This is a genomic window from Collinsella sp. TM06-3, from assembly GCF_003436395.1.
Classification (GTDB): Bacteria; Actinomycetota; Coriobacteriia; order Coriobacteriales; family Coriobacteriaceae; genus Collinsella.
This window is the reverse complement of record NZ_QSPG01000007.1, coordinates 23,520-48,928: the sequence shown is the minus strand read 5'-3', so window position 1 is coordinate 48,928 and position 25,409 is coordinate 23,520. Positions and strand designations below refer to the sequence as shown.

Below are 25,409 nucleotides of genomic sequence, written 5' to 3'. Positions count from 1 at the left end.
TGGGGGAAGGGGTGGGGAAAGGTGTTGAAAAATGGGGCGGTTCCCCATATTATTGATGACGTCGACAGGCGGGGTGGTTCCCCGCGTACGTGCCATCTGAGTAACCGAGGGGAGGGCGCACATGGGAATGACTGGTGCATACGAGCGCAATCTCGATGCAAAAGGTCGTCTGTCCCTGCCTGCACCCCTTCGCGAGGAGCTTGGAGAGCACGTTCGCGTGTTCAAAGCCCTGGATGTCGATGCTCTGTACGTGTTCTCTGCCGAGGCCTTCGATAAGTGGGTCGAAGGACTCTTCGCGGGTCGTGAGGGCCACGAGGGTTTTAACCCGCGTGACATCAACGACCAGAAGCTCATGAGGGCGATCAACAAGCGCACCACGTCGATGGATGTGGACAGCGCCGGTCGTATCGGTCTTTCCGAGTCTCTCCGCAAGCAGGCGAATCTCGACCGCGAGGTCACGGTTGTGGGCAACTACGACCACCTTGAGGTTTGGGATCGCGCCGCGGCCGATGAGGACGATGACGACGAGGCCCTGCTGGACCTCTTCTTCTCGTAAGGGCAAGGCACGGGTAACGGATGGAGCGTGGGATCTTGACACAAGAATATCGGCATGAACCTGTCATGCTCGGCGAAGTGCTTGAGTCGTTGCGGCTAAAGAGTGGCTCCGTTGTCTGCGATTGCACCCTTGGCGGTGCCGGCCATTCGGTAAAGATGGCCGCACAGGTGGGGGAGACGGGCCTTTTGCTCGGCGTCGATCAGGACGACATGGCCCTCGAGGCCGCTGGCGCCCGTCTGGACCGCGAGGTTCCCGGCGTTCCGCACCAGCTGCTGAAGGGCAACTTCGGCGACTTGGACGAGCTGCTTTGCTCGGCCGAGGTGCCCGGGGTCGATGGCTTCCTGTTCGATTTGGGCGTTTCGTCACCGCAACTCGATATCCCTGGCAGGGGCTTTTCGTATAACGAGGACGCCCCATTGGACATGCGGATGGATCCGGGTAATAACACCTTAAACGCAGCTGAGGTCATCAACACCTATAACGAACACGACCTCGCCCGGATTCTACGCGTCTACGGCGAAGAGAAGTTCGCCTCGCAGATCGCGCGCGAGATCGTGCGCCGCCGCGAGCAAGAACCGATCGAAACCACCGGCCAATTTGTCGAGATCATCAAGGCGGGTATCCCGGCTGCCGCTCGTCGGCATGGCGGACACCCGGCCAAGAAAAGTTTCCAGGCCATTCGCATCGAGGTCAATCACGAGCTCGATGTGCTCGAACGAGGGCTTGATGCCGCCACCAGGTGGCTCAACCCGGGCGGACGTATCTGCGTCATCTCGTATCACTCGCTCGAGGACCGTATCGTAAAGAACCACTTTAAGGAGATGAGCCAGGGGTGCACGTGTCCGCCGGAGATTCCGGTGTGCGTGTGCGGCAACGTGCCGATACTCAAGGTCATCACCCGCAAACCCTTGGTTGCCCAGCCTGATGAGGTTGAGCGCAACCCTCGGGCGAGATCAGCCAAAATCCGCGTGGCGCAGCGTCTGTAGGCACGACCGCGCGATATTGGACCTCCCGCTCGCACCATAAACGAAGCTTAAACACACTACCAACGTACTCGGGATGGGAGGCGGCATATCATGGGCTACAACACTTCAAGCGCAGCACTCGCCTATGATATGAACGCCATGCCCGCCTATCGTGAGACGCCGCAGGCCCCCGTTGCTCCCCGTGAGCAGCGCACGCCGCGCTTTGATGTCTACACGGGCGCGGGCCGTCAGGCAAACCAGGCGGTAAGCCCGGTTTTCATGAGCGTTCTTAAAACGTTCTGCATCATTGCGGCCATCTTCATGACGATCGGCGTCGCCCGCGTGGCGCTCGCCGGCGTTACGGCCCAGGTGCTCAACAGCAACGCCGAGCTTACCAACACGCTCGAAAAGGCGACCGATGAGAGCTCCGACCTGGAGGTCATGCATTCGGTCTATGGCGCCGACACGCGCATTCGCGACCTTGCGGGCGCTTACGGCATGGTGGAGCCCAGCGAGAGCGTTACACTTGACTTTTCGCAGGATGCAGCCGCGGGCGCCAACGCGACCGCGACCGCTCAGTAGCAAGACGGTAGCTGAGTATGACAAATGACTATCGCCGCGGTTCCGATGGGGGCCGCGGTTCTGGACGTCCCTCGTCGCGGGGGCGTTCTGGTTATCAAGGAACGGGTCGGCAATCTTACAACGCCGGGCAGTCCCGTGGCAACGACCCGGCGTCGCGACTTTGCGGCTCGGGCGGCCCCCAAGTGCATAACACCAGGTCGCGCAAGAGTTCGTCGACCGAATGGCTCACAGGCACGCCTCTGCCTCGCCGCAAAGCCGTCATGGGCTTCATTGGGCTTGGCTTGGGCTTGGGCGTCTTTCGCCTCGCCGACTATCAAATTGTCGAAGCCGATAAACTGCGCGAGCGTGCCGATGCGCGCCGCCTGCTTGCGCAGACCCTCTATGCCAAACGCGGTACCATCTACGACCGCAACGGTAACGTGCTGGCGTCGTCGGTCGAATGTCGCAACATCGCCGTGAACCCGCAGCTTGTCGAGGATGTTGACAAGACGGTGTCGGCGCTGGTCAAGGCAACTGGAATCGATAAAAAGACCTGCCGCAAGCTCGTTGAGTCCGATGGAACCTGGGTGTATATCAAGCGCCAGGTGGACGAAGACGATGCTGCGGCGCTGGAGAAGAAGAACCTGCCCGGCGTGCTTTTTGAGCAGGCTATGAAGCGCGTATATCCATACGGCAATCTGGCATCGCAGGTGCTGGGTGTAGTGAATGTAGACAACGACGGCTTGACGGGTCTCGAAAAGCAATACAACAAGCTTCTGACCGGTACGAACGGTTCTCTCGTACGCGAACGCGCGAGGGACGGCAGCTATATCGCGGGCGGTGCCTATAAAAAGGTGGCTGCGGTCGACGGCGTTGATATCGTGACGACGCTCGACGTCAATATCCAGCGTGCGGCCGAGGATGCCCTGGCAGAGGCTGTCGAGAAGACTAAGGCCAAGAACGGCTCGGCTTTGGTCACCGACCCCACGACCGGTGAAATTCTCGCTGCTTGCTCGTACCCGACTTACGACCAGACCGATCTGGAAAACGCCAAGACCGAGGATATGAACCTGCGCCTGGTCACCGACGCCTACGAGCCCGGCTCGGTCTTTAAGACGCTCGTGGCGGGCGCCGGCTTCGACTTGGGTGTCGTGCGGTCGAGTACGTCGTTTGAGGTGCCGGCGAGCATCAAGGTGGGCGACGATACCGTCACCGATGCCGACAAGCGCGACTATGCCATGACCATGGATGTGCGCGAGATGATGCGCCGTTCGTCCAACGTAGGCTTTGTCCTGGTGGGGCGCAAGATCGGTGCCGACGACTTTGCCGCCTATGTGGACAAGTGGGGCATCGGTCACAGCTCTGGTGTCGATTTTCCGGGCGAGAGCCTGGGCATCGTCAAGGAGCGTGACCAGTATGACGGCGCCACGCTGGGCTCGATGAGCTTTGGACAGGCGCTGTCTGTCTCGCCGATTGAGATCGCACGTGCCGTGGGCGGCATCGCCAACGGCGGCGTGATGATGACCCCGCACTTCTATAAGTCCAGCAAAGGTGACGAGAAGGACTGGGGCGAAGGCGAGCGCGCGATTTCGGAGGATGCCGCATCCCAGGTGACATCGTGCATGCAGACGGTCGTGTCGGAGGGAACGGGCGTTGGCGGCGCGGTTGACGGCTATGACGTGGCGGGTAAGACCGGTACGGCCGAACGTGCCGACGAGAACGGCGGCTACCTCAAGGAGAACTACATGTCGTCCTTTATGGGCTTTGCACCGGCACAATCGCCCAAGGTGCTGTGCTATATCACGCTCGACGGAACGCCGAGCGGCTCAGATGCCGCTGCGGTTCCGTTCCAGTTCATTATGGCCAACGCGCTCGACGTGCTGGGTATCCCGCACACGAAGTAGGGGGTTACAATCTTTGGGGCGTGGTTTGTTGTCCCATATGAGGGGTGTTCACATGCCCTGCACCACGCATACGCGGCGCTGGGATACAATACGCCGATAGCATTATTAGGTTTACAGGGGAGCTGCAATGATAGAGATCGCCGTCAACAACCTCGCGGCCGCAACAGGGGCCCGAACCGTGACGGGAGAAGCCGATCGGGTATGCCGCGGGTGCGTTATCGACTCGCGCCAGGTCGAGGAAGGGACGATTTTCGTCGCCTTTCCCGGTGAAAACGTCGACGGCAATGATTTTGCTTCCCGTGCCGTCCAGTCGGGTGCCGGCGCCGTCGTGATGACGCGTGAGCCCGAGGCCGAGCTGGTCTCGCTGGCGCAGGACAAGGGCTGTGCCATCTTGCTGACCGATGATCCCGAGGAGTTTCTGCTGCGTTTGGCGCATGCGTATCGCCTGGAGCTTGGCTGCCTGGTCGTTGGCATTACCGGTTCCATCGGCAAGACGACGACCAAGGACGTGCTCGCCGCTGTGCTCGCCAAGCGCTATCGTGTCTGGGCCACCAAGGGCAATTTCAATAACCTGATCGGCATGCCGCTCACGGTGCTTTCCGCTCCGGCCGATACCGAGGTCCTGGTGCTCGAGATGGGCATGAACCATTTCCACGAGATCGAGCGCCTGTCTCAGTCTGCCAATCCCAACCTTGCCATCGTGAGCAAGATCGGCACCTCTCATATCGGCATTTTGGGCAGCCGCGAGAACATCGCCCGCGCTAAGGCCGAGATCGTTCAGGGCATGTGCGCCGCTGGCGACTATTTGCCGCTGCTGGTTTTGGGCGGTGAGGACGACTTTACGCCGTTCATTCGCGACACGTTCGCCCAACCTGCTGGTATCGACGTGATGCTGGCCGGCGTCTCGGACGATGATGAGGTCCGTGCCCGCGACGTTCGCGTTGATGACGAAGGCCGTCCGGTCTTTACGCTCGATTTTGGCCAGGGCGAGACGATCGATACCATGCTTGCCATCCCCGGCGTGCAGTCCGTTCCTAATGCCGTTAAGGCCGCCGCGGTTGCCTATCGCCTGGGCGTGACGCCCGAGCAGATCGATGCTGCCTTTAGGGGTCTCACGATCACCGGACACCGCCAGGAGATCAAGCGCGCCAAGAGCGGTGCACGCGTCATCGATGACTCCTATAACGCCAGTGCCGAATCCATGGCTACTGGCCTCGATCTGCTGTGCTCGCTTTCGTGCACGGGGTCTCGCATGGCGATCCTGGGCGAGATGGGCGAGATGGGCGATGAGGCTCCTCGCATGCATGAGCTCGTGGGCGCCTATGCCGCCGCCAAGAAGCTCGACATGCTGGCGTGCGTGGGTGGTGAGCTGGCCCAGCTTATGGCCGATGCCGCACGCATGATGGGCATGGACGAGGACCGCATCCAGGTGTTCTCCGATTATCAGCAGGTGCTCGACCGCATGGGCGGCGCGCTTGAAAAACATGATGTTGTACTGGTCAAGGGTTCCCGCTTTGTTGAGCTCGACCGCTTTGTGGAAGGTGTGTGCTAGCCCATGTTCGGCAATCCCTCGTATCCAACGTATCAGGCTTTTTTGGGGCTTGGCATCGCCGCAGCCATTGCGCTGCTGCTCATGCCGTGGTGGATCAAGCTGCTCAAGGTCGAGGGTATCGGCCAGCAGGTTCGTGCCGACGGCCCCAAGCGTCATTTGGTTAAGCAGGGAACGCCCACCATGGGTGGCGTTGTCATCCTCGTCGCGATCTCGCTGACCTGCCTGCTGATGGGCAAGCTCACCACCGAGCTCGTACTCGTACTGCTCGTCACGCTGGCGACCGGCGTGCTGGGCCTGATCGACGACCTGACCTCCGTTACGCATGGGCGCTCGCTCGGTCTGACGCCTCATGCCAAGATGATCGGCCTAACCATTATCTGTGTCACCTTTACGGTACTTGCCGTCAACTGGTGCGGCGTCGCCCCCGAGATTCGTTTTCCCGGTGGGTTGACGATCGACCTTGGCGTGCTTTCGACCACCATCTGCGGCTATTCGTTCCCGTGGCTCTATATTGTCTTTTGCTGGCTGATGATTGCCGGTCTTTCTAATGCCGTGAACCTGACCGATGGCCTTGACGGTCTTGCTGGCGGCACCTCCATGATCGCCATGCTCGCCATGGCTGCCATGGCGTTTTTGCACGGAGACGTGAACCTGTCCATCTTCTGTACCGCGTGTGCCGGTGCCTGCTTGGGCTTTCTGTGGTTCAACTGCTATCCGGCGAGCATCTTTATGGGCGATACCGGCTCGCTTGCTCTGGGCGCCGCGTTTGCCTGCACGTCCATCATGACCAACACCGAGGTCGTCTCCCTCATCATCGGCGGCCTGTTTATCGTTGAGACCCTGTCGGTCATGATTCAGGTTGTCTACTTCCATTTTACGCACAAGCGCGTCTTCCTTATGGCGCCCATCCATCATCATTTCGAAAAGAAGGGCTGGGCCGAGACCAAGGTCGTCATCCGTTTTTGGATTATCGCTGCGGCCTTTGGTGCCGTTGGCCTTGCTCTGTTCTTCCAGTTGGGATAGTGGTCTTTCATGCCTCTTGCTGATGTCTTTAGCCTGCTCGTTTTGGGTCAGGGCAAATCCGGTCTCGATGTCGCCCGCTGGGCGCTGGCACATCCCGAGCGCGTAAGCGCCGTTACCGTGTATGGCGGCGGCACCTCTGAGCCCAATGACGCCACGCGTGCGCTCGAGGCTGCTGGTGCGTCGTTTGTCTATGGGACCGAACAGGTCGAGGGCGCCTATGACGTATGCGTGACGTGCCCGGGCATCTCGGAGTTCTCGGGCTTCTTTAAGGCCGGGCGCGAACATGCCGCTCAGATTATGGGTGAGCCAGAGTTTGCCTATCGCCTGTCGCCCGATAACTGGATTGCCATCACGGGCACCAACGGTAAGACGACCACCACGTCGCTGACTGATTATCTGCTCAAGGCTGCCGGCGAGGCCAGCGTAGCTGTCGGCAACATCGGCGAGCCGCCGGTCAACGAGATTGACGGCCGAGCCCACAACGAGTGGTTTGTGGCTGAGCTCTCGAGCTATCAGATTGCTACGACCACCGAGCTCCACCCTCGCGTGGCAGTGCTGCTCAACATCACTCCCGACCACTTGGGCTGGCATAAGAGCCATAAGAACTATGCGCTTGCCAAGATCAAGCTGTTTGACAATATGGTCGATGACGATCTGGTGGTTGTCGACGTCGAAGACGCCGGCATTCACGAGTTCGATGAGTACATCTATACGCCGGGTCGCCGCATCTGCAAGGTCGCTTTTGACGAGCCCGAGGGTGCAGACGCCGCCTTTGTGCGCGACGGCAAAATGGTCGTGCGCCTGAAGGGCGTCGAGACCCAGCTTGTCGCCACGTCCGAGCTCAAGATCTCGGGCCATCACAATGTCATCAATGCCTTATGTGCCGCCACGGCTGCTCTGGCCGTCGGTGCCGATGTCGATGGTGTCCGCCGCGGTCTGGCCTCGTTCCAGCCGCTCGAGCATCGCGTGGAGCCGTGCGGCGAGATTGACGGTGTGCGCTACGTCAACGATTCCAAGGCGACCAACACCGACGCGGTCGAGAAGGCACTGACGGCATTTCCCGATGACGACGTGATCTTGCTGCTCGGCGGCCACGATAAGGGCACGCCGCTCACGGACTTCGCGCGCGTTGTTATGGATAACGTGCGCTCGGTCGTCTGCTTTGGCGATGCGCGCGAGCGCTTCACCGCCGCTATGGACGAGGCCGATGTCGATGGCGATGTGGATATCGCCCAGGCGGATGACCTACGCGATGCCGTGGACGTTGCCCGTTCGCTGTCGAGCCGTGGCGACGTGATCTTACTTTCTCCTGCCTGCTCTTCGTTCGATGAGTTCTCGGGCTATGAGGAGCGCGGCCGCGTGTTTAAGGACTATGTGGCCCAGCTTGCCGCTGCAGCGAAATCGCAAATGGAATAGGGGTTGCCGGTGAGAGAGGAGAGCCCCCGACAAGGTATGAGGAGGCCCGACTCGGACCGTGCTTCCTCGCGGCGTAGCACACCGCGTTCCGGTCGCGGCGGGCGGTCGTTTAGCGAACGCTATATTGCCGGCGTTCCCGCCCGCATCATGCGCCCCCGTCTGATATTCATGGCCTGTCTGTTTATCTTGGTGTGTTTTGGCCTGCTGATGGTGTACTCGGCGTCTTCGGTCGAGGCGCTGCACGAGAATGGCTCAGCGACGTTTTTTCTGGGTCGACAGGCTGCGTTTGCCGTGGTCGGTGTTCTGGCGCTGATTGCCATCGTGCGCGTTTTGCCGGACAGCTGGTTTGGGGAGGATGTGCTCAGGATCTTCCTCATAGGCATGATAGGGCTACTGTTTCTGGTGTTCTTGGTGGGCAGCGGCAGCCGTGGCGCCACGCGCTGGCTCAACATCGCCGGCATTCAGTTCCAGCCTTCCGAGTTTTTAAAGCCATTTGCCATTGCGTATTCGGCCATCATGCTCGATCGCTTCTTTTCGCCCGGTGGCAACATCAACGAATTCCTTCGCAAGATGGGCATCTACCTGGGCATTTCGCTCTTTCTGATCTTTATCCAGCCCGATTTCGGTACCGTCCTGATCATCCTGTTGACCCTCATGTGCATGGCGTTGTTTGCGGGTCTCGACCCCAGATTTATCATCGGCGTGCTAATCTTCGGCATTCTCGTGATCGTGATTGCGCTTGTCGCAGAGCCATACCGTATGGTGCGTATTCAGGTTGCCTTGAACCCTTGGGCCGACGAGTATGGTGACGGCTATCAGGCCACGCTTGCCATCATGGCCTTTGCCTCGGGCGGTCTGTTCGGCCGTGGCATCGGCAACTCAACCATGAAGTACTCGTATCTGCCCGAGGCGCACAATGACTACATCCTGGCCATCATTGGCGAGGAAGTCGGTTTTGTCGGAACCGTCCTGTTCTTCTTGGTGTTTGCGATGCTGATCTACTCGGCGTTTCGCATTGCCGAGCAGGCGACCGATCGTCGGGGCGCGCTCATGGCGTCTGGCTCTGCGGTCATTCTCGCGGTGCAGTTTTTGATCAATGCGCTGGGCATCCTCAACGTGTTTCCCATGACGGGCAAACCGTTGCCGTTTATTAGCTATGGCGGTTCGTCGATTATTGTGTCGCTTATGCTTGCCGGTCTGATCCTACGCGTTTCGTACGAGAGCGCCCGTCGCGATGAGTACGACCGTCGCCGCGAGAGCTTTGCCGTTATGGATGAGAGTACCGCCGGCGTGCCCCACGTGCGCGGCGAGCGGTCTTCGCGTAACGGCTTTACCGTTCTGGATGGCTCTGCGACCGAGCCGGCAGCCCGTCCGCGTCAGCGAACGGCGCCGCAAGGTCGTCCGCAGCGCCCAACTCCTCGCAATGCGGGCGGCGGATATAATCGAATCGATTTGAACTCGGACCCGTCGGCGCGTTTGCGCACCGACGACCAGGGACCGCGTGTACGAAGGGACTACCATGACCGATAAGATGACCGTTGCTATTGCAGCCGGCGGCACGGCAGGGCATATCAACCCCGCGCTCGCCTTGGCCGAAGAGCTGCGTGACCGTGGCCACCACGTTGTGTTCGTGGGCCAGTCGCGCAAGCTCGAGGGTCGTCTGGTCCCCGAGGCTGGGTTTGATTTTGTGCCCATTACGGTTACGGGCTTCGACCGCTCCCGTCCTTGGACGGCGCTGACCTCGCTGTGGCGTGTCAACAAGGCCAAGCGTGCGCTCGCCAGTCATTTCTCAAAGGTCGGCAAGCCCGATGCCGCCATCGGTTTTGGTGCCTATGTCGAGGTTCCGTTGCTGGGGTGGTGCAAGGGCGCAGGCGTTCCGTATCTGCTGCATGAGCAGAACTCTGTTCCGGGCCTGGCCAACAAGATGATGAACTCCCACGCCGCTCGCGTGTGCATCTCGGTGCCGGCAGCGCGTTCGGTCTTTGAGCGCGAAGGTGACCCTGACCACGTGCTCATGACCGGCAACCCCGTACGTCGCTCGGTGATCGAGGGCGATCGCGCTCGCGGCCGCAAGGCACTTGGCGTTCCCGAGGACGCTACGCTGCTGCTCGTCTTTGGCGGTTCACTTGGCGCCCAGCACCTCAACGAGCGCGTGGCTTCGCTCAAAAACGAGCTGCTTTCGCGCAAGAACCTCTATGTGTTGCATTCGACGGGTGCCGACGGCTTTGAGGAAACCGAGCGCGCTTTGGCGCTGACGCCCGAGGAGGCGAAGCGTTACCGCGTCCAGCCTTACATCGACAACATGGGCGACATGCTGGCTGCTGCCGATTTGGTGCTATCGCGTTCGGGCGCATCGAGCGTGGCCGAGATCGCTGCGCTCGCCGTGCCCTCGGTGCTCGTGCCGTACCCGCATGCGACGGCCGACCACCAAACCACCAATGCCCGTTATCTGGTCGACGCCGGGGCAGGCGTGCTCTGTGCCGATGCCGATATCGGCGGTTCTGCCTTTGCCGATGAGCTGCTGCACCTGGTCGATGACGCGGCGGCACGCGACGCCATGCGTCAGGCGGCACGTGGTCTGGCTCAGGATAGGGCCGCCGCTCTTCTGGCGGATGCGGTAGAGGGTTTGCGTTAGTTAGACGGGATATCGTCGGTCGCCCTCGCGCTGATGCGGTAGGTGCGGTACAGTTAACGGGTTACAGGCAGTGTTTACGCAAGGAGTACACGAGCACATGGCTGATTCCCAGACTGCAACCTCCGCGCCCGAGTTTAAGAGCGCCCACTTTATCGGTATCGGCGGCGCCGGCATGAGCGGCATCGCCCTCGTTCTGCACGAGCGCGGTTATGCCGTTACCGGCTCCGACCTTAAGACGTCACGTTATATCCGCCAGCTTACCCGCGCTGGTGTGAAGGTGCATGTGGGCCATGAGGCCGCCACGATCGACGAGGTCAAGCCCGACGTGGTTGTTGTGTCCACCGCTATTCCGGAGTCCAACCCTGAACTCGTGCGCGCTCGCGAGCTGGGTATTCCCGTGTGGCCCCGTGCCAAGATGCTCTCTGCTTTGGGCCACGGCTACACCACCGTCGCTGTTGCCGGCACGCATGGCAAGACCACCACGTCTTCGATGTGCGCCACCATGCTCGACCGCATGGGTCTGGATCCGAGCTTCTTGATCGGCGGCATCGTCGAGGGCTATGACACGAACGGCAAGAACGGCTCGGGCGACTACTTTGTCGCCGAGGCCGACGAGTCCGACAGCTCCTTCCTGTTCCTGAACCCCAACGTGGTCATTGTGACCAACGTCGAGGCCGACCACCTCGATCACTACTCGGGTATCGAGGAGATCGAGGCAACTTTCGCCAAATTCATGAGCCTGGTGGGCGAGGACGGCACCGTCATCGTCTGCGGCGAGGACCCGCATCTGGTCGAGCTCGCCAAGTCGACGGGCCGTCACGTGCTTTCCTACGGCTTTGCCGAGAGCAACGACATCGTCTGCGTGCACCCGGATGTCAAGGGCATCCAGAGTGACTTTATCGTTCGCTTTGAGGACGGCACTGAGCACGCTGTGGAGATCAAGAGCAACCCCGGTCGCCACAACATGCTCAACGCCACGGCGGTGCTCACCGTCGCCCATGTCCTGGGCCTTGACATCGACGCCGCCGCCAAGGCGCTCTCGAGCTTTGAGGGCGTCCGCCGTCGCTTTACCCACGTGGGCGATATCGATGGCATCACCGTGGTCGATGATTACGGCCATCACCCCACCGAGATCAAGGCGACGCTTGCTGCCGCTTCCTCGCTGGGCTACAAGCACGTCGATGTCGTGTTCCAGCCGCACCGCTATTCGCGCCTGCAGGCCCTGTGCGACGACTTTGCCGATGCATTTGCCAATGCCGATAAACTGCTGCTGATTGATGTGTTCTCGGCTGGCGAGATGCCCATTCCGGGTGTCACCTCTAAGATGCTCGCCGATACCGTGCGCGCCAAGCATCCTGGCAAAGAGGTCGTGTACTGCTCCAGCCGTCTTGAGCTCAATCAGGAGCTCGAGCAGATGGTGGGCGAGGGCGACCTGCTGCTCACCATGGGTGCCGGCGACGTTACGACCGTCGGTCCCGAGTTCATTGAGTATCTGACTGCCAAGAAAGACGCTTAAGTCTAATGGGTCTGTTTAACGCCGTCATGGCGCTCTCGGGCATGATCGACACGGATGTGATCGAGGACGAGCGCCTTGCGCGTCATACGAGCTATCGTATCGGCGGCAAGGCCGACCTCTTTGTGACGTGCCATAGCTATCATGCCCTCCGCCGCGCCGTGGCGGTGCTCGATCGCGAGCAGGTGCCGTGGGTCATCATCGGCAAGGGCTCCAATCTGCTGGTTGCCGATGGCGGTTATCGCGGTGCCGTCATTTCGCTCGGACGTGAGTTTCAGCGCACGGTTGTTGCCGATGACGGTTGTACGCTGACGGTCGGTGCGGGCGTGATGTTTGCGCGCCTGGTCAACGATGCCCTGTCGCGTAGCCTCTCGGGCCTTGAGTTTGCCGTTGGCATTCCTGGTTCGGTCGGCGGTGCGATATCCATGAATGCCGGCACACGGACCGAGTGGATTGGCTCGCTGGTTGAGGATGTCGTAACGTTTGACCCGGCATCCGGTATCAAGCATTATGCGGGGTCCGAGATCACTTGGGACTACCGCGAATGTAGCCTTCCCCGCAATGAGATCATCCTCGAGTGCGTGTTCAAGCTTAAACCGGCGCCCAAGGCCGACATTCGCGAGCGCATGGAGCGGTACCTGACGAGGCGCAAGCGTACGCAGCCCATGGGTCGCGCATCCTGCGGGTCGGTCTTTCGTAACCCGCCCGATGCGAGTGTGGGCAAGCTTATCGAGGATTGTGGATTAAAGGGTTTTTCGATTGGCGGCGCGGAAGTTTCGCCCGTTCACGCTAATTTTATCGTTAATAACGGAACTGCCTCGGCCGATGACGTTGCCGCGGTTATCAGACATGTGCACGGAAAGGTGAGGGAGGCGTATGGCATCGAGCTCAGACCGGAAGTTAAATTCCTCGGCTTCTAGAGCATCGAAACCCACCTTCCGCCGCGCCGGAGGGCGTTCCGGCGCGCCTGCCAAACCTCAACGCAATACCGTCGCGCACTCTAAGTCTGTCGGGCATGCTCGACAGACCAGTCGTCCGGTCGTCGGCTCGCAGCTCGGTAATCGTCCGGCCGCAAAAAAGTCCTCGCGTCCCTCGGTGACGTCAAAGCCTGTTATGGGCGCCAAGCCTGCCCGTCCCATGGCAGCTCCCAAGCCCTCGACGGGAACTAAAGCGGCGCGTCCAGGTCTCACGCTGGGCGCATCGAAACCGCGCTTGCTGACATCGGTGCCGGCTACCGCCAAGAAGCCTTCGAGTAAAAAAGGTTTCAACCCGTTATCTTCACTTGGAGCGATGGCAAATAAAACATCAGACGCCGCTTCTGTCGTTACAGGCAAAGGCAAAATCGTGGGCGGCGTTCTGGCCGTCTTGGCCGTGCTCGTCGTCGTTGCCATCGTGGTGATCAACTCTGGACTGTTTACTGCCACTGATATTCAGATTCAAGGCAGCGAGCATGTGACGAAGCACGATGCTATCCAGCTGATCGACTTGCCCGAGGGAACGTCGCTTTTTAACGTCGATCCCGACCAGATTACCGAGGACCTCAAGCAGAACCCGTGGGTCTCGGGCGTGGATGTCCAGCGTCAGTTCCCGCATACGCTCATCATTACGCCGATGGAGCGCAAGGTCATCGCAATTGCCTATATCAGCTCCGATGACCTTGCCTGGGCCATCGGGGATGATGACACCTGGATCGCCCCGCTGTCGACGTCGGTCGAAGTGGACGACCAGGGCAACGTCATCACGACAGGGCAGGGCTCAAATACCTTGACCGGAATCGATGCCGCGCTGGCGCTCGCCAAGCATTATGGCGCGGTGTTGTTGACTGATGTCTCGGCGGATGTCGCTCCGGTTTCCGGCCAGGCGGTGAACTCCAAAGCCGTTAAGGCCGGCCTGGATTATGTGCGTGGTTTTTCGAGCGAGTTCTTGGGACAAGTCAAGGATATTTCCACGCCTTCGGTCGAAGCCATCTCGGCAAACCTCAATAACGGCATTGAGGTGTCGCTGGGCGATTCGGACGATATCGCCAAGAAGGAGCGCGTAGTCACCAAGTTGCTTTCGCAGGTAGAGGGCGTAACGTATATCAATGTGCGCTCTCCGGGCAACTACACATTTAGGAATGCTCCGACCTCGTAGCGCTGGTTGATGCTTTGTTGAGGGGCCATACCACGCCGTTTATCTGGTTTGTTTGGTTTTCACGGTCAATTATTTGACTGATACGTTCATAATGTGCAAACATAATACGGTTTACCTTTGCATTTACTTTCAACCTGAAGGTTAATGTGCGCAGGGGTCGACCCATGCTATGGCTATAACCTTTGTTCGGAGGACCGACATGCACGAGACAGAGATCAACAACTACCTTGCCGTCATTAAGGTGGTCGGCGTCGGCGGCGGCGGTACCAACGCGGTCAATCGAATGATCGAAGAGGGCATCCGCGGCGTCGAGTTTGTTGCCATCAACACCGATGCTCAGGCACTAGCGATCTCTGATGCCGATATCAAGGTGCACATCGGCACCGACCTTACCCGCGGCCTGGGCGCCGGCGCCAATCCCGAGGTTGGCCGCAAGGCTGCCGATGAGTCCCGCGACGACATCGCCGAGGCGCTCGCTGGCGCCGACATGGTGTTTATCACCTGCGGCGAGGGCGGCGGCACCGGTACCGGCGCTGCTCCCATCGTTGCCGATATCGCGATGAACGAGGTCGGCGCACTGACCGTCGCCGTCGTGACCAAGCCCTTCACCTTCGAGGGCCGCAAGCGTAAGAAGAGCGCCGAGGAGGGCATCAAGACCCTCTCCGATTGCGTCGACACCATGATCGTCATTCCTAACGATAAGCTGCTCGACATCGCCGAGAAGAAGACCACCATGCTCGAGGCCTTCGCGATTGCCGATGGCGTCCTTTCCCAGGGCACCCAGGGCATCACCGACCTCATCACCGTCCCCGGTATCATCAACCTGGACTTCGCCGATGTTAAGACCATCATGAAGCAGGCCGGTACCGCCATGATGGGTATCGGTACCTCTTCTGGGGATACTCGTGCCGTCGACGCTGCCCAGCAGGCCATCTCCAGCCCGCTGCTCGAGAGCTCCATCGATGGCGCCACGCGCGTGCTGCTCTCCATCGCCGGTTCCAAGGACCTGGGCATCCAGGAGATCAGCGACGCCGCCGACGTTGTCGCCAACGCCGTCGACCCCGAGGCCAACATCATCTTCGGTACCGTTGTCGACGAGTCCCTGGGCGATCAGGTGCGTATCACCGTCATCGCTACGGGCTTCTCCGACTCCAACGTCAACCGTCAGGATGAGCTCTTTGCTGCTCAGCAGTCTCAGAGCAAGGCCGCTGCCTCCGCTGAGCCGCAGCGCACCGCTCCGGCTGCCAGCCCGGCTCAGGCCGCTCCGACCCGCAACGTCGGTGGTACCGAGCTGCCCAACTTTGGCAACGACCAGTTCGAGCTTCCCGACTTCCTGAAGCGCGGTAGCTTCTAGTTCGTTTTTCTCAACGACCTGCACGGGGTGTGTCCATTTGGATGCACCCCGTTTTGTTTCTCGTTTGTAAACGAAAGCCTCCAATCTCCTTACGTTCCCTTTACGTTTGGTCCCTACCGCTGCGGGTATCCTTTTAAGGAAGTATGACAGCCGTATAAACGCGGACTGCGCGGCGACGCCGCGGTACTTGTGTTATTAGGAGGCTTTAGTATGGCAGCACGTGCGGACAACGTTTCGCGTGTCGACCATGATGGAGTTACGTTGGTGGAGGGCGCGACATCCGATGTCCGTTTTGCCTTTACCGAGCGCACCGGTGGCGTTTCTGAAGATGCGTACTCCTCGCTCAACCTGGGCTCGCATGTAGGCGATGACCCCTTTGCTGTTCAAGAAAATCGTCGTCGAGCGCTCGAAGCTATGGGTGCCACTGAGTGCGAGCATAATCTGCTCGTGCCCAATCAGGTACATGGTGACCATATCGTTACGGTGACTTCGAACGGCGCCGACGATCTTGAGGCTGTTCGCGAGCAGATTGCTGAGGGCTGCGATGCCATCGTCTGTACGGCCCATGACGTGCCCGTGCTGCTCTGCTTTGCCGACTGCGTTCCCGTGGTGCTGGTGGCCCCCGGCGGGTTTGCCGTGGTGCACTCCGGTTGGAAGGGCACGATTGCACGTATTTCTGCCAAGGCGTGCCAGGCGCTTTGCGATGCTGCCGGCTGCGATGCGAGCGACGTTTCCGCCTATATCGGCCCCCATATCTTGGCTGACGAATATGAGGTATCCCAGGAACTCATGGACCGCTTTGCCGCCGAGTTTTCGTGCATCGATGCGGGCGCTTCTCGCATGCTCGATCTATCTGCCGCCATTCGTGAGGCGTTGGTAGATATCGGTGTGGACGCGGATAATATCGTGGATACCCAGCTTTCGACTGTGCGTCAGAACGACCGCTTTTATTCCTACCGTAACGAGGACGGCACCTGTGGGCGCCATGCCGCGATTGGCGTGATGCTATGAGAAAGATCGTATCGGTCCTGAGCGCCGCTGTGCTTACGCTTACGCTGTGCGCCTGTTCTTCGGGATCTTCTACCTCTTCCATTACCGTGGCCGGCTCCACGACCTGCCTTCCTATCGCCGAGATTGCGGCAGAGGGCTTTAAGGAGGAGACTGGCATCGACGTGCTCGTTTCCGGTTTGGGCTCTTCCGCTGGCATCGAAGCCGTCAGCGCTGGCACGGCCGATATCGCCAGCTCCTCCCGTGGACTCAATGCCGACGAACAGGATCTGGGCCTGACTCCCATCGTCATTGCCCACGACGGTATCGCGGTCATCGTGAACGACGATAACCCGGTCGATAACCTCTCGACCGAGCAGCTCCGCGATATCTATGCCGGCAAGATTACTAATTGGAAAGAGGTCGGTGGCGAGGACCTGAAGATTCAGGTCATCAACCGAGACGAGGCATCCGGCACGCGTGAAGCATTCCGCACCATCGTGATGGACGGCACCCCGTTCGATCGCCGCTCGGCCGTTCTTTCGGGCACGGGCCAGGTGCGCGACGTGGTATCTCGTTCGCACGGTGCCATTGGCTACATTTCGCTGGGCTTCGTCGATAGCCTCAACGCCAAGACCTCGGTCAAGGCCGTCTCGGTCAATCATGTTGAGGCGTCCGAGAAGACGGTCGCGAGCGGCGGCTATCCCATCTCACGCGACCTTTACTTCTTTGTGAAGGGTGCGCCTTCGCAGCAGGCGCAGGATTACATCGACTATGTGACGTCCGAAAAGATGGACAAGCAGATTCGCGAGGCGGGCTTTATCCCCGTCACCAACGACGAGAAGGGGAGTGAGTAGCATGGAAGCACAGGAAAACTCCCAGACTGAGCAGAATGGTCAGGCGCCCAAGAAGCGCGAGCTGGCGCTCGTATCGCGCAGCACCTATATCAAGGAGAAGGCGCTGCAGTGGATCTTCTTTGCCTGCGCGTTCTTGGCGGTTGTTACCGTCATCCTGATTTTTGTCTTTACCACGTACTCGGCGCTGCCCGTCTTTACCGACATCGGTCTGGCGGACTTCTTTAGCTTTACGTGGGCGCCCTCTGAGGGTCACTACGGCATCGTGTCGCTGCTTGCCGGCTCGGGTCTGGTGACCGTCGGCGCGCTCGCCATGGGTGTGCCCCTAGGCGTGGGCACGGCCGTGTATCTGGTCGAGATCGCCAGCAAGCGCGTGCGCAAGCTCATCAGCCCTGCCGTTGACCTGTTGGCCGGCATCCCTTCTATCATCTATGGCTTCTTTGGCATGATCATCATCCGCCCGTTTATCGCACAACTGACCGGCGGTCTTGGTTTTGGCGCGCTGACGGCGTGGTTCGTGCTCGCCATTATGATCGTGCCCACCATCACGACGCTTACCATCGATGCTCTCAATTCCATTCCCATGGGCATTCGCGAGGCATCGTATGCCATGGGCGCCACCAAGTGGCAGACTATCTATAAGGTCGTGTTACCTGCCGCCAAGCTGGGTATCGTGGATGCCATCGTGCTGGGTATGGGCCGTGCCATCGGCGAGACCATGGCCGTGCTCATGGTCGTGGGTAACGCCCCGGTTATTCCCGACAGCATTGCGAGCCCCATCTCGACGCTCACGAGCCAGATTGCGCTCGACATGAGCTATTCCTCGGGTCTGCATCGCTCGGCGCTGTTCGGCATGGGCGTGGTCCTGTTTATCATTTCCGCCACGCTGGTGGGCATCGTCCGCCTGGTTTCCAAGAAGAAGAGGGGGTAGGCTATGTCCGATTCCGTTGACACGACGGTCGATACGACCTCGTCGCGCGAGCGCATCAAGCGTGCCCTTTCCCACGGCAAGAAGGGCCGCATCAACAAGGACCTGTCCAACAAGATCATGCTTGGCGTGTTCCGTGCCGCGGCATACATCACCACGCTGGTGCTGGTCGCTATCATCGCCTACGTGGTCATCAACGGCCTGCCACACATCTCGCTCGACTTTATCTTCGGTTGGCCCCAGGGCGTCAACGCCGAGGGCGGTATTTGGCCCACGATCGTCTCGACCGTCTATGTGACGGCGCTCGCCATGCTTATCTGCACGCCGATCGCTGTGCTGGCAGCCGTCTATCTGGCCGAGTACGCCAAGCAGGGCAAGATCGTCGAGCTCATTCGCTACGCTGCTGACGCTTTGGCCTCGGTGCCCTCCATCGTTATGGGCCTGTTTGGCTACGCCTTGTTTGTCGAGGCTATGGGTCTGGGCCTTTCGATGGTCTCGGCCGCTCTGGCGCTTGCGCTCTTGATGCTTCCCATCGTCATGCGCACCACCGAAGAGGCCATTCGCGCCGTTCCGCGCTATATCCGTTGGGGCGCGTATGGCCTGGGCGCCACCAAGTGGCAGGTTGTCTCCAAGATCGTGCTTCCTTCTGCCTTTGGCCGTATTGCCACGGGCATTGTCCTTGCCATCGGCCGTGCCATTGGCGAGACCGCCGTGGTGCTCTACACCATGGGCCAGGCCATCAATCTACCTATCTCGCCGCTCGATTCCGGCCGCCCCATGACCGTTCACCTGTACCTGCTTGCCAACGACGGCATCAACATGAACGCAGCCTACGGCACCGCGCTCTTGCTGATGGTGATCATTCTGGCCTTCAACCTGTTTGCGCGCTTCCTGTCGCGCAAGCGTCGCTAGTTAAGGAGTCCCATGTCCGTTTATCAGTCCGCTCCCACGCTGGAGCAAGCGGCCATTACGGCCAAGGATTTCAACTTTTGGTACGGTGACTTTCATGCGCTGACGGGGCTCGACCTCAACATCGCCAAAAACGCCATCACCTCCTTCATTGGCCCTTCGGGCTGCGGCAAGTCGACGTTTTTGCGCTGCATCAACCGCATGAATGACCTGATCGAGGGTACGCGCGTCGAGGGCACCATGACGCTCGACGGCAACGATATCTATGCCGAGGGCGTCGACCCGGTCGACCTCCGTCGCCGCGTGGGCATGATTTTTCAGCAGCCCAACCCGTTTCCCAAATCCATCTACGAGAATGTCGCCTTTGGCCCTCGTCTGCAGGGCGTGACTAGCAAAAGCGACCTCGATGACATCGTGGAAGAATCGCTCAAGCGCGCCAACCTCTGGAAAGAGGTATCCAATCAGCTCAACAAGGATGGTTTGGCGCTCTCGGGCGGTCAGCAGCAGCGTCTGTGCATCGCGCGCGTGCTTGCGGTGCAACCCGATGTCCTCCTGATGGACGAGCCCTGCTCCGCCATCGACCCCACGTCCGTCTCTAAGGTCGAGGATTTGATGGCCGAGCTGGCGCCCGAGATGACGATCATCATCGTCACGCATTCAATGCAGCAGGCAGCTCGTATCAGCGACTACACCGCATTCTTCTTGCAGGAAGTTGCCGGTGAACCTGCCACGCTCATCGAGTATGGTCAAACCGACGCGATCTTCACCAGCCCGGTGGACTCGCGGACGGAAGACTATATCACCGGCCGCTTTGGCTGATCGGTGCGACTAGTCCCAAGCCGATCGGACCTGGTCCGGTGCGTATTCACTGTGCGGGCGGCATGACCGCACCCAACTGATTGGAGTGAACCATGCGTAAACTGTTTTCCCGTCAGCTCATCGAGGCCCGCCACGAGATGCTGAGCATCTACGAGGCCGTCGATCTGGCCCTCCACGATGCCGTTAAGGCCTATGTGACCGACGACCGCAAGCTCGCCACCAAGACCAAGAAGCGCACGCTTTCGATTGACGCGCGCTGCGCCAACTTGGAGGCCGTGTGCTACAACCTGATCGCCACGCAGTCGCCGGTCGCCTCCGACTTCCGCTTGCTGCAGACGATTATCTACGTCGACTTTAACCTGCAGCGCATGACCGATAAGGTTCGCCAGATCTGCCGCGCCACGCGTCACATGGTCAAGGCCGACATCTCGCTGCCCCAGGAGCTCGTCGGTACGGTTGAGGCCGAGGCCGAAGCTGTTTACCAGGTGCTGGGCTCTTCGCTTTCTGCGCTCGTCACCAATGACATGTCCATCATCTGCAACTTGGCCGTCGAGGACGAGCCGGTGCACGCCGCCTACGAGAAGTTCTTCCGCACCTTTAATCGTATGGATACGGGCGACTTTATGGACGACGACAGCAACTATGACGACCTGCGCCGCGCTATCATGGTTTCGCGCTACCTCGATCGCATCGCTTCGATTTCCATCGATGCCGCTTGCCGTCTGACCTTCCTGTTGACTGGTCAGCGTATGAACGCCGGCGATATCGCCCGTGTGGACGAGGATGAGCTCGAGAGCATGCGCGTGCCTTCGGGCGAGGGTGTTATCATGAGGCCCGCCGTCGACGCTCGCTACGTTGCCAAGGTGCCCGCTAACGAGGTCAGCGAGGGTCTTCGCTACCTGCTCGATCATCTTGAGGACGAGGACGATGGCGAGGACGACGAGGAGTAAGTGACCCCGTTCGTCGAAAGATTGTAAATACCTAAGTGAGCGCGGCCTTGCACATGCGGGGCCGCGCTCTTGCGTTAGCATGGGACTACTTGTTTGGCTGTCAGCGGAGGCGATTGGCAATGGATAACTATTTGGACTTGATGCGCGCTCGCCGCGAGCAGATTCTGGAACGTTTTTATGCGGCGCTCGATCGCGCGGGCCGCCCCCACGACGCCGCGCGCCTCATTGCCGTGTCCAAGACCGTTGGTGTCGATGAGACCGTTGCCGCCATCCAGACGGGGTATCGCAATTTTGCCGAGAACCGCCCGCAGGAGCTGGTTCGCAAGCTCACGGGTCTGGCGGAGCATCCGGAGCTGCCCGAGGTGCGCTTCGATATGATCGGCAACCTGCAGACCAATAAGATCAATGCGGTGCTGGGCTCAGCCGAGCTGATTCACTCGGTGGGTTCGCTGCATCTGGCGCAGGCGATCTCGAGCCGTGCTGTCCGCAAGATTGAGGCAGGCGAGCTCGCCGGCCCCCAGTGTGTGCTCATCGAGGTCAATGTGAGTGGTGAGGAGTCGAAGGGAGGCTTTTCGCCCGATGAGATTCGCGCCGCCGCGGGTGAGCTTGCGGAACTTGAGGGAATTTGCGTACAGGGGCTTATGACTATGGCGCCCCGGGGGAATAAGGATGTGGCACGCCGCACCTTTGCGGGGCTTCGTGAGCTGAGGGATGAGCTGGAGGCGGCGCATCCCGATTTGAACCTGCCTGAGCTTTCCTGCGGCATGAGCGAGGACTTTGAGCCTGCCCTTGAGGAGGGCTCTACGCTCGTTCGCCTGGGCAGGGTAGTATTTAGCCCGGAGTTTGCAGTAAAATAAGGCTCTGAAGTGCGCACTGATTATCGGGGTGCCTGCACTAAACCGCGAGAGGACACAACCATGGGCTTCCTTGACGAGATTAAAAATAAGATGCACCTGGGCGGCCAGCAGGGTTATGACCAGGGTTATGGCCAGGACGACGACTACGGCTACGATGACGGCTACGACGACGGCTATCAGGGCGGCGGCTACAGCGGTGCCTCGGGCGAGGGCTTCTATACCCAGGATGAGCCGAGCAACGGCCTGCTGGGCCAGACGCGCCGCGGTGAGGCCGAGTCGGTGGCCGTGTACACGCGTTCCGGACAGCTGGTCGGCGATGACTCGCGTCATGCAACGACGTACAATCCGCCGTCGCGTTCGCAGGATACTGTCGCGGGTGGCTATCGTCCCGGCGCCTACGACACGCCGTCGAGCTATGCCGAGAGCGCCCGTGCTCGCGCCGCGGCACCTGCGCCCGCTTCTGCGCCGAGCGACGCCTCGGCCTATGCGAGCAACATCATCAACGCCACGCCGCAGCTGCCTGCCTATGTCCTGCGTCCCGAGAGCTATGACGACGTCGAGACGGTTGTCCGTCGTGTGCGCACCAAGCAGCCTGTTGCACTGATTTTTGTTGGCGTTCGCACCGAGGTCGCCAAGCGCGTCCTGGACTTTAGCTATGGCTTTGCCTGTGGCCTGGGCGCCACGGTCAAAGAAGTGGGCGATCGCGTATTCATGGTGCTGCCCGCCGGCTGCGAGGTTAAGGATTCGGACCTCAAGAAGCTTCGTGCCGACGGCTACCTTAAGTAAACCCAAGACGAGGAGATTCTCATCAACATCTACACCATTGTCCAGCTGGTCAACACGCTGTTCAACTTCTACTCCACGCTCATCGTGGTCTATTGCTTTATGACGTGGATTCCCATGAAGCAGGGCGGCCTGCTGCAGGATATCGCTGCAGTGCTCGATAGCGTCTGCGGCCCGTGGCTCAACCTCTTTCGTCGGTTTATCCCGCCGATGGGCGGCGTTGATTTTTCGCCGGTCGTTGCGATTATTGCGTTGCAGTTGGTGCAGAGGCTGATTCTGCAGCTTCTTATAGGTATACTCGTATAGAACTGACTTAGTAACTTACGTCGGGCGTGTAGCGCCGAGGCGATGAAAAAGGAGACTTGTTATGGCTATTACCCCTGCAGACATCCAGGCTCAGACTTTCTCTGAGGCCAAGCGTGGCTACGATCCTGCCGAGGTCGACGTCTTCTTGGAGACGCTGTCCTCCGAGGTTGACGCTATGCTTGCCAAGATCGTTGATCTTAAGGGTCGCCTGACCGCCACCGAGCAGCAGCTTGCCGACGCGCAGGCTCAGCTTGCCCAGGCCCAGGATACCGCCGCTCAGGCCGTTCCCGCTGCTCCTGTGGCCGCTCCCGCACCCGACTTCTCCGCTCAGGAGCGTCAGATCTCCGCTGCCCTGATCGCTGCCCAGCAGACCGCCGAGGCAATTGTCAACGACGCCAACGAGAACGCTGATCGCATCCGCAACGAGGCTGACGCCAAGGCCCGCGAGGTTATCCGCCAGGCTCTGACCGAGAAGCAGGCCGAGCTCGAGGAAATCGACCGTCTGAAGGCTTCCCGCGAGGAGTTCAAGGCCGAGTATCTCAAGCTCATCCAGCACTTTATGGACGACGCCCAGAACTCCTTCCCGGCCGACCTCATGGCCTCCACGCCGGTCGGTTCTGCCGCTTCTCCCGCGGTGACCGTTCCCGCCGCCGAGCCGCTGCCCGTCGCCGATCCGGTTGTCCCCGTGGCCGATCCCTTCGCCCCGATCGACAACTTTGCCGCCGACGACCTGGACTAACACCAGAACTACAATCTAGTGTCCGTAAGAGGAGCTCGCACCTGCGGGCTCCTTTTTTGTGGCTGTATACGGGTTGGGAAACAAAACGCCGAGCTCTGCATGCGATAGGACAGAACTCGGCGAAGGGCGCGTGGTAAAAGGTAGATTTTAAGGTATGTCTAAAAACTACTTGAGGAGGAAGTTGGAGAGGGGAATAGTGCGGGCCTCGCGATGCTCGGGATCGGCGATGTGGTCGGCGGGATAGCCACAGACGAGCATGTGATAGGGATAGACGCCCTTGGGCAGATTGAACTGCTCCTGTGCCACCTCAGGCTTAAAATGGCATACCCAGCACGTTCCCAGGCCCTGCTCGGTGGCCTCCATCATCATCTGGTCGCACACGATGGACGTATCGATTTCACTGGAATTCATCTGGTCATACGGGCGCACCCAAGCATCATCGGTAACGCTGCAAATAAGGAAGACAAGCGGAGCTCCAAAGATAGACCCATCACGAGCAAACCGAGGCTGACAAGCAGCAGCCTTCTCCAACAGCTCAGGCGTATCCAGCACCATCACACGGGCTGGATGATTATTACAAGCAGAAGGAGCAATACGCCCAGCCTCAACAATGGCATCCACCACAGCCTGCTCAACAGAACGGTCCTCAAAAGAACGACAAGAATACCGACCACGAGCCAGATCCAAATAAGACATACAAGCCCTCCTAAAATTAAAAATCAAACAAACCAAAAGTAACCCAAAGAGTACCCAAAGCAGCAATCAGCCAAACGCTCATCAAGGGCCAAAGTGTCCGAACGGATACCAAAGGTCCCTTCAGCCAAACCCCCATCGCGCTAAATCTATCAGCCAAAGTTCCCAATGGTGGTACGTAAGGCGAAGGGCCGGCCACGGTTTACTTTCGAACGACTCTGCAAAGCAGCCGGAGTGAGAAAGCAAACCGTGGCCGGCCCTTCGCCGCCGGGACACGTACCCCCAATTAACTGTTCTTCATGACAATCGAATCCACGACATCGGCCACATTCTCGCAGCAGTCGGCGCAGTACTCCAGGAAGGCGTACACGTCACGCCAGGCGATGACCTCGAGCGGGTCCTTGCCGTTAACGTGCAGGTTACGCATGGCGTTGATATAGAGCTCGTCAGCCTCGGACTCGATGGTGTTGATCTGGATGACGAGTTCGCGCAGAGTCTTGGACTTGCGGTAGTTGGGAAGCTCGACCATAAGGTCCTTCATGGCGCAGCAGGCGTCGGTCACCTTGTGGGCGATCACGATGGCATCGGGATGGATGCTCTGGATGTTGGTGAAGTAGACGCGCTGCACGACGCCCTCGATGCGGTCGAGCACGGTGTCGAGCGAGCAGCTCATCAGGTCCAGATCCTCGCGCTCAAGCGGGGTGATAAAGGCGGTGAGCAGGGCGTCCTCAAGCTCATGGTGCTTCTTGTCGGCCGCATGCTCGATCGCATGCATCTTGTCGAGCATATCGTGAATCTTTGCGGGATCGAAGTTCTCGAAAATCTTGGTAAGCAGCTCGGCGGCCTGGACGGCGAGGTCGGCGCAGGCGACGTAGTTGTCAAAGTAGAACGAATCGGGTTTCTTTGCCATGAGTGGGTCCTTTCGAGGCGAAGACGGGTGGGCGAGGTGTTACGGTCCGGATGGACGTTCGG

General features: G+C 59.8%; 25 protein-coding genes. 23 read left to right on the top strand and 2 right to left on the bottom strand.

Annotation, left to right across the window (positions count from 1 at the left end; translation table 11 throughout):
- Positions 1 to 121 precede the first annotated feature (121 nt).
- The 23 genes from DXD56_RS04520 to DXD56_RS04410 all read left to right on the top strand — a co-directional run bounded on the left by DXD56_RS04520 (position 122) and on the right by DXD56_RS04410 (position 23,744).
- Positions 122 to 556: a division/cell wall cluster transcriptional repressor MraZ gene (locus DXD56_RS04520; protein WP_006234269.1), complete on the top strand. Its 435-nt coding sequence runs from the start codon at positions 122 to 124 to the stop codon at positions 554 to 556.
- A 20-nt stretch (positions 557 to 576) separates the two neighbouring features.
- A complete protein-coding gene (gene rsmH / locus DXD56_RS04515; RefSeq protein WP_006234266.1) occupies positions 577 to 1,542 on the top strand; it encodes a 16S rRNA (cytosine(1402)-N(4))-methyltransferase RsmH in 966 nt (321 codons plus the stop codon).
- Positions 1,543 to 1,632: 90 nt separating this feature from the next.
- Positions 1,633 to 2,103: a hypothetical protein gene (locus tag DXD56_RS04510; protein WP_022094483.1), complete on the top strand. Its 471-nt coding sequence runs from the start codon at positions 1,633 to 1,635 to the stop codon at positions 2,101 to 2,103.
- A 182-nt stretch (positions 2,104 to 2,285) separates the two neighbouring features.
- Positions 2,286 to 3,986, top strand: a complete 1,701-nt coding sequence (locus DXD56_RS04505; protein WP_370446004.1) for a peptidoglycan D,D-transpeptidase FtsI family protein — start codon at positions 2,286 to 2,288, stop codon at positions 3,984 to 3,986.
- A 127-nt stretch (positions 3,987 to 4,113) separates the two neighbouring features.
- A complete protein-coding gene (murF, locus tag DXD56_RS04500) occupies positions 4,114 to 5,538 on the top strand; it encodes a UDP-N-acetylmuramoyl-tripeptide--D-alanyl-D-alanine ligase (protein ID WP_117640327.1) in 1,425 nt (474 codons plus the stop codon).
- A 3-nt stretch (positions 5,539 to 5,541) separates the two neighbouring features.
- The gene (mraY, locus tag DXD56_RS04495) at positions 5,542 to 6,561 is read left to right on the top strand and encodes a phospho-N-acetylmuramoyl-pentapeptide-transferase (RefSeq protein WP_117640326.1); all 1,020 of its coding nucleotides are present in this window, start codon (positions 5,542 to 5,544) and stop codon (positions 6,559 to 6,561) included.
- Between the two features lie 9 nt (positions 6,562 to 6,570).
- Entirely contained in the window at positions 6,571 to 7,977 is a 1,407-nt protein-coding gene (murD, locus tag DXD56_RS04490) for a UDP-N-acetylmuramoyl-L-alanine--D-glutamate ligase (RefSeq protein WP_089571580.1), read from the top strand.
- Positions 7,978 to 8,013: 36 nt separating this feature from the next.
- A complete protein-coding gene (gene ftsW / locus DXD56_RS04485; protein WP_117640325.1) occupies positions 8,014 to 9,507 on the top strand; it encodes a putative lipid II flippase FtsW in 1,494 nt (497 codons plus the stop codon).
- The gene (gene murG / locus DXD56_RS04480; protein WP_117640324.1) at positions 9,497 to 10,612 is read left to right on the top strand and encodes an undecaprenyldiphospho-muramoylpentapeptide beta-N-acetylglucosaminyltransferase; all 1,116 of its coding nucleotides are present in this window, start codon (positions 9,497 to 9,499) and stop codon (positions 10,610 to 10,612) included. Before ftsW ends, murG begins: the two co-directional genes overlap by 11 nt.
- 97 nt (positions 10,613 to 10,709) lie before the next feature.
- Positions 10,710 to 12,128, top strand: coding sequence for a UDP-N-acetylmuramate--L-alanine ligase (gene murC / locus DXD56_RS04475; protein ID WP_099431529.1), 1,419 nt, complete (start codon positions 10,710 to 10,712; stop codon positions 12,126 to 12,128).
- A gap of 5 nt (positions 12,129 to 12,133) precedes the next feature.
- Positions 12,134 to 13,045 carry a UDP-N-acetylmuramate dehydrogenase gene (murB, locus tag DXD56_RS04470; protein WP_117640323.1) on the top strand — a complete coding sequence of 304 codons (912 nt, stop codon included), beginning with the start codon at positions 12,134 to 12,136 and terminating at the stop codon, positions 13,043 to 13,045.
- Between the two features lie 424 nt (positions 13,046 to 13,469).
- Positions 13,470 to 14,258, top strand: coding sequence for a cell division protein FtsQ/DivIB (locus DXD56_RS04465; RefSeq protein ID WP_233524932.1), 789 nt, complete (start codon positions 13,470 to 13,472; stop codon positions 14,256 to 14,258).
- 199 nt (positions 14,259 to 14,457) lie between these two features.
- On the top strand, positions 14,458 to 15,612 hold the full coding sequence (ftsZ, locus tag DXD56_RS04460) for a cell division protein FtsZ (RefSeq protein ID WP_055251674.1): 1,155 nt from the start codon (positions 14,458 to 14,460) through the stop codon (positions 15,610 to 15,612).
- 210 nt (positions 15,613 to 15,822) lie between these two features.
- Complete coding sequence (locus DXD56_RS04455; protein WP_117584224.1) at positions 15,823 to 16,623, top strand: polyphenol oxidase family protein; 801 nt, start codon at positions 15,823 to 15,825, stop codon at positions 16,621 to 16,623.
- Positions 16,620 to 17,456 carry a phosphate ABC transporter substrate-binding protein gene (locus DXD56_RS04450; RefSeq protein WP_117564651.1) on the top strand — a complete coding sequence of 279 codons (837 nt, stop codon included), beginning with the start codon at positions 16,620 to 16,622 and terminating at the stop codon, positions 17,454 to 17,456. Before DXD56_RS04455 ends, DXD56_RS04450 begins: the two co-directional genes overlap by 4 nt.
- A gap of 1 nt (position 17,457) precedes the next feature.
- A complete protein-coding gene (gene pstC, locus DXD56_RS04445) occupies positions 17,458 to 18,384 on the top strand; it encodes a phosphate ABC transporter permease subunit PstC (protein ID WP_117564650.1) in 927 nt (308 codons plus the stop codon).
- A 3-nt stretch (positions 18,385 to 18,387) separates the two neighbouring features.
- The gene (gene pstA / locus DXD56_RS04440) at positions 18,388 to 19,293 is read left to right on the top strand and encodes a phosphate ABC transporter permease PstA (protein ID WP_055251684.1); all 906 of its coding nucleotides are present in this window, start codon (positions 18,388 to 18,390) and stop codon (positions 19,291 to 19,293) included.
- Positions 19,294 to 19,305: 12 nt separating this feature from the next.
- Positions 19,306 to 20,109 (top strand): phosphate ABC transporter ATP-binding protein PstB, encoded by an 804-nt coding sequence (gene pstB / locus DXD56_RS04435; protein WP_089571588.1) that lies wholly within the window; start codon positions 19,306 to 19,308, stop codon positions 20,107 to 20,109.
- A gap of 92 nt (positions 20,110 to 20,201) precedes the next feature.
- Positions 20,202 to 21,059, top strand: a complete 858-nt coding sequence (locus DXD56_RS04430) for a PhoU domain-containing protein (protein ID WP_055251687.1) — start codon at positions 20,202 to 20,204, stop codon at positions 21,057 to 21,059.
- 119 nt (positions 21,060 to 21,178) lie between these two features.
- Complete coding sequence (locus tag DXD56_RS04425) at positions 21,179 to 21,916, top strand: YggS family pyridoxal phosphate-dependent enzyme (protein ID WP_055251689.1); 738 nt, start codon at positions 21,179 to 21,181, stop codon at positions 21,914 to 21,916.
- 60 nt (positions 21,917 to 21,976) lie between these two features.
- A complete protein-coding gene (sepF, locus tag DXD56_RS04420) occupies positions 21,977 to 22,702 on the top strand; it encodes a cell division protein SepF (protein ID WP_117640321.1) in 726 nt (241 codons plus the stop codon).
- A gap of 15 nt (positions 22,703 to 22,717) precedes the next feature.
- Positions 22,718 to 23,005 carry a YggT family protein gene (locus tag DXD56_RS04415; RefSeq protein ID WP_164473347.1) on the top strand — a complete coding sequence of 96 codons (288 nt, stop codon included), beginning with the start codon at positions 22,718 to 22,720 and terminating at the stop codon, positions 23,003 to 23,005.
- A gap of 61 nt (positions 23,006 to 23,066) precedes the next feature.
- Entirely contained in the window at positions 23,067 to 23,744 is a 678-nt protein-coding gene (locus DXD56_RS04410; protein ID WP_117640320.1) for a DivIVA domain-containing protein, read from the top strand.
- Between the two features lie 165 nt (positions 23,745 to 23,909).
- On the opposite strand, the gene DXD56_RS04405 is transcribed toward DXD56_RS04410, so the two are convergent.
- Complete coding sequence (locus DXD56_RS04405; protein WP_117564643.1) at positions 23,910 to 24,440, bottom strand: nitroreductase family protein; 531 nt, start codon at positions 24,438 to 24,440, stop codon at positions 23,910 to 23,912.
- A gap of 283 nt (positions 24,441 to 24,723) precedes the next feature.
- Positions 24,724 to 25,347 (bottom strand): DUF47 domain-containing protein, encoded by a 624-nt coding sequence (locus DXD56_RS04400; RefSeq protein WP_117640319.1) that lies wholly within the window; start codon positions 25,345 to 25,347, stop codon positions 24,724 to 24,726.
- Positions 25,348 to 25,409: the final 62 nt, after the last annotated feature.